Raw genomic sequence first — 13,179 nt, 5'->3', positions numbered from 1 at the left:
ATGTAACTTGAAGCGGATGCCTCTCCCCTTCGTTATTTTACATTGATTTCTGTCAAGTCGATGGTGTAGGAATCAAAGATGTCTACATTTGCCAGACGGCTTGAGTGTGCAATGTGTGCCGGAGCCTGTGCGATGACGATGAACGGACCGTCCTCATACATGGAATCCTGAATGTTCTCAAGAACTTTGGTTCTTGCGTCGTTGTCGGTGGCAGCCATTGCCTCAGTGTACATGCCGGCAAGCTCAGGATCAATGTCAGCAGTCCAGCCTGCGCGCTTTCCAACAGTTCCGCCCGGCAGGAATTCAAGCTGTACGTTCGGATCGCTGTAATCGACGCCCCAGTACATGACAGTAAAGCCAAGAGTTCCGTTGCGGTAAGCATCGCCGTAGCCGGCAGCCCATGCCTCGGTCACGATGTTGACATCAATGCCGATCTGGGACATATCATCTTTTACTTTCTGTGCAAGGTCGGTCAGCTGGATTCCTTCCATATCCAGATCAGATACGGTCATATCTACGCTGAAGCCATCCGGGTAACCAGCATCAGCAAGGAGCTGTTTTGCCTCCTCGAGGTTGGTGTAGTCGTCCGGACGCTCGCCCTTGCTGCCCATGAATCCCTTCTGGATGATGGAGTAAGGGGTTACGGTGCCCTCGCCGCAGATCATGCGGATACCGGAGTAGTCGAGTGCCTTGCGGATTGCCTGCTGTACCTTCGGGTTGGATACCGGGCCGCCGTACTCCTCGTTCATGTTCATCATCACGAAGCCGATCATCTTGGTCAGACCGTCGGTGATCTCTACGTTCTCTGCGCTCTTGAGTTCCTCGAGGGTGTCATCGGTCAGGTTCAGTGCGATGTCGATGTCTCCGCTTGAGAGCGTCATCATCTGGGTGTTTGCATCCGGCTGGATCTTTAAGATGTACTTGTCCACGTTGGTGGCAGTGCCCCAGTAGTTCGGGTTCTTCTCAAGGACAACTTCCTCATCCGGAGTATAGCTTGTCAGAATATACATGCCGCTTCCTGCACTTGCGCCGTCGAGGAAGCTCTGTGCAGTATCGGTGGAAGCTGCGTCCTCCGCGTCGGTTCCGCCGTTCTCCTTGACAACTGCGCTGTCGAGAATTGCGAGGGAGCTGTAAGTCAGCTTGGAGAGGATTGCGCTGTCCGGCTCGGTTAAATGGAAGATAACCGTGGAGTCATCCGGAGTCTCAATGCTGTCGATCGTGTCGCAGATGAAGGACGGGTTGCCTTTTAAGTTTTTGGTACGGTTGATGCTGAATGCGACATCAGCGGATGTCATCGTGTTTCCGCTTGCGAATACAACGCCATCCTTTAATTTTACCGTCAGGGTCAGGCCGTCATCGGAGAACTCGTAGCTGTCTGCAAGGTCCGGCTGAGGGGTTCCATCGTTCTCATAGAATTTGAACAGGTTCTCATAGCAGGCATTGACGATCAGCTGTGGATATTTCTCGTATACATATCCCGGGTCCAGGGTGGAGAAACCGGATCCCATTGCGATGATGACGGTGTTGTCTCCGGCAGAAGCCTGAGACTCGGCAGCGGAATCGGATGTTCCGGTCGGAGTTGTCTCCGTGGTGGACTTACTGCCACCACAGGCGGTGCAGCCTACTGCGGTTGCCATAGCCAGTGCAAGAGCCATGAATTTTTTCTTTTTCATAATTGTGACCTCCTCTTTTTTCCTAATTTGCAGCGGGTTGGTGCCAGTATATTGCCGGTATGTTGCCGGTATCCGGCATGCTGCCAGCTGCAATGATTTTATCAGAGATGCCGGAATGTGCTTGCAGACCGACATGATCTCTCAGTTAAAACTCAGAACGGATGTCCCCATATAGAGGCTGGGGATCCATAAATCTTTCACCTAGTCGTAGAGATGGCAGGCGACAAAGTGTCCCGGCTCAATCTCACGAAGTTCCGGAATTTCACTCGAACAGCGCTCACACGCCTTTGGGCACCGGGTGTGGAACCGGCATCCGGACGGAGGATTGGAAGGACTTGGGACCTCGCCCGAGAGATGGATTCTCTCTTTCTGCTCGGAAGCGTCCACCTGCGGGATTGCGGAGAGAAGCGCTTCCGTGTAAGGATGATAGCGTTTCTCATAGAGCTGGTCGTAGGCGGCGATCTCCACCATCTTTCCTAAATACATCACACCGACGCGGTCGCTGACCTGATAGACGACGTTTAAGTTGTGGGAGATGAAAAAATAGGTGAGACCGAGCCGTGCCTTCAGATCCTGAAGCAGGTTTAACACCTGTGCCTGCACCGACACATCGAGGGCGGAGACTGCCTCATCGCAGATGATGATCTGTGGGTTTAAGGCGAGCGCGCGTGCAATGCCGATTCGCTGCTTCTGTCCGCCGGACATCTCGTGCGGATAGCGGCTCAGATGATAGGTGTCGAGTCCGACGAGATGGAGAAGTTCCTCGATTCTCGCATCCACATCGATCTTTCCGGTCAGGTGATGGATCTCAAATGGTTCCATCAGGATCTGGCGGATTGTCCGTCTCGGATTGAGGCAGGCGGAAGGATCCTGAAAGATGATCTGCGCCTTCTTTCTCATCTGCTTCAAATCATTTCCCTTGAGGGCGGAGATGTCATCCCCGTCGAGGTAGACATGACCGTCCGTCGGCTCAATCAGGCGGATCAGAGTTCTTCCGAGCGTACTCTTTCCGCATCCGGACTCTCCGACGACGCCGAAAGTTTCGCCCTTGAAGATATCGAAGGAGATGTCATCGACGGCCCGGACGGTGCCGGATTTCTTGTCTTTTCCCTTAAAATATACTTTGACGTGGTCGGCACGGACAAGTACGTCTTTGGAATTTTCATGTTTCTCAGCCATTGTCAGAACCTCCTGTCGTTTCCTTCAAATTGTCATAGCGCCAGCAGCGTACCTTGCGGTTCTCGCCGGCATCGAACACCGGAGGCTCCGCCTGCTTGCAGCGGTCGGTCGCATACGGACATCTCGGCCAGAAACTGCAGCCGGAGATCCGCTCCGTCGGATTCGGAACCATGCCCTCGATCGTACTTAACGGATTTCTCTCCTTTGTGATTTTGGGAATTGCGCTCAAAAGTCCCTGTGTATATGGGTGGAGCGGATTCTTAAAAATCTCGCGGACAGGAGCCTGCTCCACAATGTGGCCGGTGTACATGACGATCACGGTGTCGCACAGCTCACTGACAACGCCGAGATCGTGGGTGATGAAGACAACCGAGGTCTTCATCGTCTCATTTAAGTGGCGGATCAGATCGAGAATCTGTGCCTGAATCGTCACATCGAGGGCGGTCGTCGGCTCGTCGGCGATCAGAATCTGAGGCTGACATGCGAGTGCCATCGCGATCATGACCCTCTGGCGCATACCGCCGGACATCTGGTGCGGATATTCGTAGGCGCGGGCCGCCGGGTTTGCGATGCCGACTGCCTGCATCATGCGGATCGCTTCATCCATCGCTTCCTTTTTCTTCATTCCGCGGTGGAGGCGGAGAGACTCTGCGATCTGCTTTCCGCAGCGCAAAATCGGGTTTAAGGAAGTCATCGGTTCCTGAAAGATCATGGAGATCTCATTTCCGCGGATGCCTCTCATCTCTTTCTCGGAAAGTTTCGTGAGATCCTGTCCACGGTAGAGAATCTGTCCGCCGGTGATCTTGCCCGGAGGATTTGGAATCAGCTGCATCATTGCGAGGGAGGAAACGCTCTTTCCACTTCCGCTCTCCCCGACAATTCCAAGTTTCTCTCCGCGATGAAGCGTATAGTTCAAGTGGTCAACCGCATGCACGGTTCCTGCCATTGTCCGGAATTCCACGCACAGGTCTTTGATTTCAAGTATCGTCTCTGCCTGATTCATAGTGCCCCTCATTTCTATCTCAGCTCCCTTTCACTCTATCACTTTGGTGTTCAACAATTTAAAGCAGTAGAGCAAAAATGGTAAAAAAATACGGATTTCTGTAACTCAAAAAAAGAAAAAATCTTTTGGGTTGTTATATAAATGACAGGATACCACACTTCCATGCGGAATTCAATAAGAAGAAAGAGAAAAACGCTGCTGCCATTTTGGCACAATATGAAAGTCCTGATTCAGAAAATACCGGACGGAAACCTTAAAAAATAAATTGCGGACAAGGAAAAACAGGAAGAAAAGCGACAAAGAGTAGAAAAAAATCAAAAAAAGGCATAAAAAACAAGTCGGATTTTGTCACATTGTTGAACGAAACGTCAGAAAATGTTATAATCAGAACATCATTTAGGGGAACAGACTTGGAAATGGGAAGGGGAAGAGACTTATGGAAGACAACATTTTTATGGAAGATCGCAAGCCGATCACATTTGAGGAGTACTTGCAGTACAATCCGAACAGCAGAGAGAACCTGGGTGAGGAGCTTCCCGTCCTTGTTTATCGACTTCTGGAGTACTCACTCCGGGATGAACTGATCCAGGAACTTGGGAAAGAGAGACAGGTGGAGATTTTCCGGAAAGCGGGGCGCAAGGCCGGTGAGTATTTTGCAAAGAATCTGCTGGGTCTCGATCAGCCGATGGACACGTTCATTGCAGAGCTTCAGGAAAAGCTGAAGGCGTTCAAGATCGGCGTGCTTCGGATTGAGGATGTTGATGAGGAGAACGGCAAGATTATTCTGACGGTGTCAGAGGATGCGGACTGTTCCGGACTTCCGATTCTCGGAGAGACGGTCTGCAATTATGATGAGGGATTTATCGCTGGAATTCTCTCTCTGTATTCCGGAAAGGAATACACCGCGATTGAGATTGACTGTTGGGCGACCGGCGACCGTGTCTGCCGCTTTCGAGCAGAGATCAAAGAGTGAGGAGACGGATCAGAAATCGATTACAGAAGAAAAGGGGGGCAGAATGGAAGACAAAAATTGTGAGAAGCTGTTTGAATATCTGCGCGATATTCTGTACAGCCCGGACACGCACCCTTTAGACGTGGAGACTCTCGATCCGCCTTACCAGAAACTGGGAAAAGGACTTCGTTTTCTTGATAAAGCAGTGAGAGAAATGAAATCGTATTCTGCAGAACTTTCAAGAGGAAATCTTTCTGTCAATCAGCCGGAAAAAGACAATTTTCTTTGTCAGAATCTAAAAAATATGCATGCGAACTTAAACCATATGGCCTGGCAGGCCAAACAGGTGGCAAGGGGAGACTACTCTCAGTCCGTTTCATATCTGGGAGAGTTTTCCGATGCTTTCAACAAGATGACGGCGCAGCTGAGAGAACGTGAAATGCGTCTGAGAGAAGAGGCACAGAAAGAAAAAGCGCATGCGAATATGATGGAGGGATACAGCCAGCTTCTGATGGAACTGATCTGCAGGAGTGAGGAGCAGATTCTTGTCGTCAGCGTGGAGGATGGCCAGGTGTTCTACTGCAACACGAAGGATGCGAATGAGGACCCGAAGACGAATGAGATTTTCGGGATCTGTCTTGAGATGACGAGGCAGGAGGGAGAACTGGAACATCTTCAGGAGATGGCGGAGCAGATCTGGGAGACGGAAGACTCCGCACATCGCATTTACAAGATTACGACGGGACTTATGCACTGGCAGGGAGAACTTGCCTATGTTCATATCATCCGTGAGGCGACTGCAGAGCGGGCGAGAGAGAAGAAACTTGAGGTGGAGGCATACCGGGATCCGCTCACAGGAATCCGCAACAGGACCTACTTTGAGGAGCAGATGAGAAAACTGCTTGAGCGCAAGGAAAAGATGGTGTTCTGCTATTGCGATCTCGACCACTTAAAGTATGTGAATGACCGATATGGCCACCTCGAGGGAGACCGGTATATCCGCCGGTTTGTGGATACCGTCAAATCCTGTGTCCGAGAAAATGACCTGTTTGCGAGAGTCGGCGGGGATGAGTTCTGCGTGATTTTAAGAAAGTGTCCGCAGGAGATGGCAGTGCGGAAGATGAGACGGATTCAGAGAGAGTTTGAGGAGACGGGAGAGATTCCTTATCCTCAGAGCTTCAGCTGCGGTCTTGTGGAGATTTCAGGGAAAAACAGACAACAGACGCTTGAGGAGATCATCCAGTGTGTGGACAAGGCGATGTATGAGCAGAAACGGGATCACAAAGAAGAGTACGAAAAACAGCTGAATCTTTCTGCGAGTGAATGGATCGTGACACATACGCACTGAGATTCAAAGAAAGAGGATGTATGAAGAAAAAATCAGGATGGATGATTCCGCTCATTATGTCGATGAGCCTTCTGGCTGCCTGTGCTTCTGTCCCGGGTCAGGCGGCGGATCACGGACAGGGGGAGAATCTTCCGGAACTGAAAATTGGGTGCGATCTCTATGCGCCGTATTTCTATGTCGGGGAAGACGGGAATTATACCGGGGTGGATCGCGAGATCGCCTCAGAGGCCTGCAGGCGTCTGGGGTATCGCCCGGTATTTAAGGAGATTATCTGGGGAGAACAGGATCAGCTTCTTAAGGACGGAGATGTGGACTGCATCTGGTGCAGTTTTTCGATGAATGACCGGGAGAATCTCTATCACTGGGCGGGACCGTACCTGTACAGCCCGGAGGTCGTGGTAGTTCCGGCGGACAGCAGGATTCAATCCCTTGAGGATTTAAGAGGAAAGACCATCGCGGTTCAGGTCGATTCCAAGGCAGAAGAATATTTTCTCAAACGGTTTGACAAATCGGGAGAGGGTGTCCGGCGTGTTGTGTCGTACAGCAGGCTGAACGATGCCTTTGTCGCGTTCGGAAAAGGATACGCGGATGCGATTGTCGGCCATGAGATGGCATTGAAAATGTACACAGCGGAGAATTCTGATCTGTATCGCTATCTGGATACACCGATTCTGATGGCAAGGCTTGGCGTGGCATTTGATAAGAAAAAGGATTCCGAGCTGGCAGAGGAGCTGACATAGACGCTCAGAGAGATGAATGAAGACGGAACCATTCCGCAGATTGCCGAGAAGTATGGGCTGAGTGCGGAGTGGACTTTGGGGGTGAGAGACCATGAACAATAACCGCCCGAAGCGGTGGACGAGAAAAATCGATGCCGTTCTGGCCGGAGTCAGCATTTTTCTGCTTCTGGTTTATCTTGTGGTTGTCTACAAGAATGACCGCAGATACATTGCGGATCTGGCAGATGAGACGATTGCGTTCATGGAGTCGGTCTGCCAGAGATATGACAACTACGAGCTTGGAAGTCAGGCGAAAATCCGGCAGGGACTTTTGGAAAAGGCGGATACGCTGACGGATTTTATTCCGAGAGACCAGCTCGTAGATCCGGAGTTTCTCACGGAGTTTGCAAAGAAAAGCGGTCTGGATGGAATTCTTGTCTTGAATCGCGACCGGGAGGAACTCTGCGGGATAGACTTAAACGGAAGGGACGCCTATGTGCTCTGGAAATCGCAGCTTGGGCAGCCGAGTCTTAGCAATGTGTTTCAATACCCAAAGAAGGCTTACTGCGGGACGATGACGGCTCAGGGGGTCCATTATAACCTTGTGCTCACCGCGGCAGAGGATGTGGCAGTTCTGTGCTATTCCGAGATCAGAAAGCCTGAGACGGATGTCTACGAGCCTTCGATCGATCAGATTCTGACAAACAATACCTTTCACAAAAATCCGGTGATTATCATCACAGACGGAACGCAGATTCTTGCAAGCAACGGAAAAGAGATCAGGCAGGATATTCCCGTAAAGAAAACCCCGATCACGAATGCGGGGGATTTGAGCCACTATGAGGGAAAGCTGATCCATTTAAAGCGTGCGCACAAAAGCTGGTATGGGAAACGGGCCGTGTACGGACATTACTATATCTATGTCTTTTATCCTGCCCAAGAAGTGTTCACCAATATGCTTGCCCTCGTTTTTGGCGGAATCGCAGTCTACATGGTTCTGTGCATGCTTGTGCTTCTCGTGCGTCAGCACTCGCAAAAAGAATATTTGAGCAGGGAGAGAAAACGACTGAATACCGTTAAGGCGATCAGCAGTATCTACGTGACGACGGCAATCCTTCACCTTCACCGGATGGAGTTTGATGAAATCCGGTGTTCAGACCGGATGCAGTCTTTTCTGGCTGGGAAGAGAGGGGCCAGAGAAGTCATTGAGACGACGGCTGCAAGGATTATTGCGCCTGAATTTAGAAAGCGGTACCTGGATTTCATGAATCCGGAGACCATGAAAGAGCGCCTGAGAAATGTGAAGAACCGGAGTGCGATGTTTCGCGATGCAGACGGGATCTGGTATCTGTGCGTGCTGATTCCCCAGCAGTTTGAGGAGAACGGGGAGGTCCGCGATGTTCTGGTTGTGGCGAGAAATGTCAATGATTACAAGCAGAATGAGGAGCGGTACAAAGAAGAGCTGAAAAAGACGGCGCGGGATGCGGAGCTTGCAAATGGAGTCAAGAGCTCGTTCCTTCGCCGTATGAGCCACGATGTCCGGACGCCGGTCAATGGAATCCGCGGAATGGCGGTGATTGCAAAACGCGTCGCCTCCGACCCGGGGCGGGTCGCAGAATGCATGGACAAGATTATCTGCTCTTCAGACTATCTTCAGGATCTTTTAGACGATGTGCTGAGGATGAGCAAACTCGAGTCCGGGGAGATTGCATTCGAGGAGAGAAAGTTTGACTTGAGAGGTCTGTTGCAGGATATCCGGTTTTTCATGGAGGAACAGGCGGAGGAGAGACAGGTTCATTTCACGATGGAGATGGATGGAATCTCCCATCACAGAGTCATCGGAAGTCCGCTTCATGTTCGGCAGATCATACAGAATCTCGTGTCCAATGCGGTGAAATTCAACCATGCGGACGGAAGTGTGAACATCTGCTGCCGTGAGATCGGTGTGCCGGAGAAGGATGGCACCGCAGAGTATGAGTTTGTGATCAAGGACACCGGAATCGGTATGAGTCAGGAGTTTCAGAATCATGTGTTTGAAGTCTTTGCGCAGGAGGAGAATACGGCGAGAAGCACGTATTCCGGAAATGGTCTTGGCCTTTCGATCGCGAAAGAACTCATTGACCGCATGGGAGGAAATGTGGACTTTATCAGCGAGAAAGGGGTTGGAACGACCTTTACGGTGCGGATTCCGCTGAAGCTGGACGAAGATCGGCAGGAAGAGGTGCGGGAGGAGAGCAGAAAGCAGTTTTCAATCCGGGGAGTGAGGGTCCTGATTGCGGAGGACAATGAACTCAACATGGAGATTGCGAAGACCCTCCTCGAGGACGAGGGCGCTGTGATCACGCAGGCATATGATGGACAAGAGGCGGTAGAAATCTTTTCTTCCCATGAGCCCGGCAGTTTCGATGTGATCCTGATGGACATCATGATGCCCAAGATGGATGGGCTTGAGGCGAGCAGAAAAATCCGCAGCCTTGACCGGAAGGATGCGCAGACAATTCCGATTTTTGCGATGACGGCAAACGCGTTTATTGAAGATAAGAAGAAAAGCAGGGCAGCGGGGATGAATGAACACCTATCGAAACCGCTAGATATGCAGGAGGTCATGGAGATGATCCACTGCTACTGCTGTGAAAATCAGGGCTAGAAAAGACCTAGACCTGAGGGAGAATGAGTCAAAAAGTCGAGAGAAAAGATCAGACGGGAAACAATGGAGGCTGACAACATGACGGAAATAAGTGAGCAACCGAAGTCTGTGACCGGAAACGGGCAGACTTCAGATGGGGGGAATAAAAAACAGAATTGCAGGAAAAACAGCCGGGACAGGATGGAAGAGAGAGTCGGATTTGACCTGATGATGAAACGGCTTGCGGATATCGGTGTCAACCGGTTTGGAAGTGAGCGGATTCAGGCGGTGGAGGCATTTCTTGAGGAAGTCGCCGTGTATACGGGGGCGGATCACATCTCGGTCTTTGAATTTCTGAATTCAGAATTTTATGAGCGCATTTATGAATATCGGGTATCAGCGGACGAGACGTTTGCCCTCAGTGGAGGGATGCTTGCGCGAAAGGGACTCGAGGCGTGGAATGAGGCGTTCGATGCGGGAGAGACGATTGTTGCGGAGAGCGAGACGGACCCATGGATTCAAGGGCTTCCGGCATCTTACCAGGAGATGGCGGGAGGAGAGATCCGCACGCTGATTGCGTTTCCATTTCAGCACAACAACAGTCTGATGGGATTTTTTTCGATCGAGAATGCTGATATCAAGATGGCGAAGAATTTTCTCTCCGTGATTCCGGTCATCGGGGCCTACCTCGGAAGTGTGCGGACGAACTACCAGAAGGAGAACACGATCCGACAGCACGTGGCAATTCTGAACCAGAATCGTTTAGAACTCGACAGGGAGAGACAGTTTCTGAGCGTTCTCTGCCGCGACTACACATCCGTCTATTATGCGGATCTCGCCTCGGACAGCTTTGAGGCACTCAAGATCGATCAGGGGGCAAACGCAGCGGAATTTAAAGAACTGACCCAGGAGAGGAAAACTCTGTGTTACAGCAAAATGATCCGCCAGTACGGGGAAAACTATGTGGTCAAGAGCCAGTCAGAGATGTTTCTGAATCTGATGAGTCTGGAAAATCTCTCGAGAGAGCTCGCCCACAAAGAGAGGATCATGTTCCACTACCAGAGTGTGCCCAACAAGATGGGGCAGAGGTATTTTGAGATTCAGGTGATCCGTATCTGTGAAAGCAGGTTTGATCATAAGGTTCTAGTCGGCTTCCGTCACGTCGATGACCTCGTTGCGAGGGAGCAGAGACAGCGCCAGGAACTTGAGCGTGCACTTGAGGACACGAAGCGGAGCAATGAAGTGCTGTCAGCGCTCGGCAAGATTTACTATGCGATTTTCCGGATTGATCTCGAGCAGGACACGTACGAGGAGATTTCGAGCAACCGGAAAGTTCATCACCTGACCGGGACGAGCGGGCGCGCGTCGACGGAGATGATTGAGCTGTGCAATCACTTTGTTGTGCCGGATTACCGGGATCAGATCATGCATTTCTTTGACTTGTCCACGCTGGCGGATCGCTTAGAGCAGGAGGAGACGATTGCGACAGAGTATTTGGCGACGGACGGAAACTGGCATACGGCGCGGTTTATCGTGAAGCGGAGAAACAATCAGGGAAGGGTGACGCATATCTTGTACGTCACGAGGCTGATCAGCGACACGAAGCGCAGAGAGCAGAACTGGATTGCGATCGCGGAGGAGGCGAACAAGGCAAACGAGGCGAAGACCGAGTTCATCTCTCAGGTCGCGCACGACATCCGGACGCCGATGAATGCGATTGTGGGATTTACGGAGATCACGGAGAAGCATGTCGATGATCCGGATCAGGTCCGGTACGGTCTTGAAAAGATTCGCGTGGCGGGAGCTTTTCTTCAGGAACTCGTAGACGATGTGCTTGATATCTCCAGAATTGAGAATGGCCAGATGAAGATTCAGCCGGAGGAATTCAGCATCACAGAGATGATGGAGGAGTTCAAACCGGCATTTGAGCATGCGCAGATTGGAAAGAATCTCAAGTTCTGTTATGATATTCACGACATCAGGCATGACTGGATCATCGCAGATCCCCTCCGCTTAAAACAGATTCTCACAAACATTCTCTCAAATTCGGTCAAATACACGCCGGATGGCGGAACAGTCGGGTGTGAGATCTATGAGGAAGCTGTCGGCACGGCGGGAAATATCGGACTGACGGCTGTGATCTGGGATACCGGAATTGGAATGTCGAAAGAGTACATGGAAAAGATGTATTCCAAGTTTACGAGGGAGACCGACACGCGGATCAACAAGGTCAGCGGGTACGGCCTGGGACTCTCCATCGTCAAAGAACTGACAGATCTGATGCATGGACAGATTGAAGTTGAGAGTGAGCAGGGAAAGGGAACAACCTTCCGCCTCCACTTTGAATTTCCGTATGCAGAGCCGAAGAGAGAAGACCATGATCGGGATGAGGATGCAGATAAGAGCAGTCTGTGCGAGGGAATGCACCTGCTCGTTGCGGAGGACAATGAGCTCAATTTCGAGGTCGCAAAGGAGCTTCTCGAGATGAAGAAAATCACCTGTGAGCGGGCGGAGAACGGTGCCGTCTGTGTGGAGAAATTTGAGGAGAATCCGGAGCGCTATGATGCGATTCTGATGGATATGCAGATGCCGGTGATGAATGGAATCGAGGCAGCGATGGCGATTCGCAGGCTGAGTGTGACGAAAGCGCACACGATTCCGATTCTTGCGATGACGGCGAATGCATTTCAGGAGGATGTCCAGAGATGCTTAAATGCCGGGATGAACGCACATCTGTCAAAGCCGATTGATATGAAGAAACTGATTGCGGAACTGGCAAAGTTAAAAACCTCCGCCTGTTATATCAGAATAGGGGAGGTTTTATCATAAGCCGGTTTTAGGGAACTTTGAGAAAGTCGTTTGCAGGTTCCGGTTTTCCGTAGAAATATCCCTGCGCATACCGGCAACCGAGGGAGAGAAGAAAGTCTGCCTGTTCTTTCGTCTCGACTCCCTCCGCAATGATTTTCATGTCGAGCGTTTTTGCAAGCTGGACGATGAAACGGATGATTTCCATCTGGCGGGGATCCTGAAGACAGGACACAATGAATTGCCGATCGAGTTTGAGCACATCGATCGGCATTTTTGCAACCATCGACAGGGAGGATTCCCCGGTGCCGAAATCGTCCATCTCAATCAGAAATCCGTGATTTCTGAGGTTGGAGAGAATCTGAAACAGGTTCGAGGAATCCCGCACATAGACGCGCTCGAGAATCTCAAGGCGGAGCATGGACGGGGTTAAGCCGTATGTCACGATCAGGTTTGTCAGCACCTCACAGAGATCTTCCTGATACAAGTCTCCGCGCGCGACGTTGACGGAGATCGGAAGCGGCTGAAGCCCCATCTCTTTTCTCTTTTGCAGAATCCGGCAGGCTTCCTCCCAGATAAACTGATCGACATGGTAGATATCTCCTTCTTTCTCGAGGAGGGGGATAAACTTGTCGGGGGCGATGAAGCCGAGTTCCGGGTGAATCCAGCGGATCAGAGCCTCAGCACCGACAAATTGCCCGGTGAGGATGTCGACTTTCGGCTGAAGGAAGAGCTTGAAATGAGGCTACCGCAATCCCACTGACTTTAGACGGTGGGTTAAGGTAGCCAAAAGTTAGATATTATTGTATGCTTATATCATGGGAACATGGAAATCTAAAAACAGACACAAATACTTATTACAATATCATATTAT

General features: G+C 50.9%; 8 protein-coding genes and 1 pseudogene. 5 read left to right on the top strand and 4 right to left on the bottom strand.

The genetic code is table 11. The features are described from left to right. Positions 1 to 32 precede the first annotated feature (32 nt). From ACR0QE_RS03125 to ACR0QE_RS03115, 3 genes are all read right to left on the bottom strand, one after another. Positions 33 to 1,673: an ABC transporter substrate-binding protein gene (locus ACR0QE_RS03125; RefSeq protein WP_432626908.1), complete on the bottom strand. Its 1,641-nt coding sequence runs from the start codon at positions 1,671 to 1,673 to the stop codon at positions 33 to 35. A gap of 201 nt (positions 1,674 to 1,874) precedes the next feature. Beyond that, positions 1,875 to 2,852: an ABC transporter ATP-binding protein gene (locus ACR0QE_RS03120; protein ID WP_432626907.1), complete on the bottom strand. Its 978-nt coding sequence runs from the start codon at positions 2,850 to 2,852 to the stop codon at positions 1,875 to 1,877. Further along, positions 2,845 to 3,855 (bottom strand): ABC transporter ATP-binding protein, encoded by a 1,011-nt coding sequence (locus ACR0QE_RS03115; RefSeq protein WP_432626906.1) that lies wholly within the window; start codon positions 3,853 to 3,855, stop codon positions 2,845 to 2,847. Before ACR0QE_RS03115 ends, ACR0QE_RS03120 begins: the two co-directional genes overlap by 8 nt. A gap of 436 nt (positions 3,856 to 4,291) precedes the next feature. Here ACR0QE_RS03115 and ACR0QE_RS03110 point away from each other — a divergent pair, with 436 nt between their 5' ends. The 5 genes from ACR0QE_RS03110 to ACR0QE_RS03090 all read left to right on the top strand — a co-directional run bounded on the left by ACR0QE_RS03110 (position 4,292) and on the right by ACR0QE_RS03090 (position 12,329). Beyond that, a complete protein-coding gene (locus tag ACR0QE_RS03110) occupies positions 4,292 to 4,828 on the top strand; it encodes a V4R domain-containing protein (protein ID WP_432626905.1) in 537 nt (178 codons plus the stop codon). A gap of 43 nt (positions 4,829 to 4,871) precedes the next feature. Then, the gene (locus tag ACR0QE_RS03105) at positions 4,872 to 6,155 is read left to right on the top strand and encodes a diguanylate cyclase domain-containing protein (protein WP_432626904.1); all 1,284 of its coding nucleotides are present in this window, start codon (positions 4,872 to 4,874) and stop codon (positions 6,153 to 6,155) included. Between the two features lie 20 nt (positions 6,156 to 6,175). Beyond that, positions 6,176 to 6,895, top strand: a complete 720-nt coding sequence (locus ACR0QE_RS03100; RefSeq protein ID WP_432626903.1) for a substrate-binding periplasmic protein — start codon at positions 6,176 to 6,178, stop codon at positions 6,893 to 6,895. 91 nt (positions 6,896 to 6,986) lie between these two features. Beyond that, positions 6,987 to 9,521 carry an ATP-binding protein gene (locus ACR0QE_RS03095; RefSeq protein WP_432626902.1) on the top strand — a complete coding sequence of 845 codons (2,535 nt, stop codon included), beginning with the start codon at positions 6,987 to 6,989 and terminating at the stop codon, positions 9,519 to 9,521. Between the two features lie 78 nt (positions 9,522 to 9,599). Next, positions 9,600 to 12,329 carry a hybrid sensor histidine kinase/response regulator gene (locus ACR0QE_RS03090; RefSeq protein ID WP_432626901.1) on the top strand — a complete coding sequence of 910 codons (2,730 nt, stop codon included), beginning with the start codon at positions 9,600 to 9,602 and terminating at the stop codon, positions 12,327 to 12,329. A 7-nt stretch (positions 12,330 to 12,336) separates the two neighbouring features. On the opposite strand, the pseudogene ACR0QE_RS03085 reads toward ACR0QE_RS03090, so the two are convergent. After that, positions 12,337 to 13,035 (bottom strand): annotated as a pseudogene (locus ACR0QE_RS03085) (EAL domain-containing protein); the annotation flags it as partial. Between the last annotated feature and the right edge of the window lie 144 nt (positions 13,036 to 13,179).

Origin of the sequence: Brotaphodocola sp., assembly GCF_050873065.1 — a bacterium.
In the GTDB taxonomy this organism is placed as follows: Bacteria; Bacillota; Clostridia; order Lachnospirales; family Lachnospiraceae; genus Brotaphodocola.
Note: the sequence above shows the minus strand (reverse complement) of the source record. Positions and strands in the feature narration are given on the sequence as shown.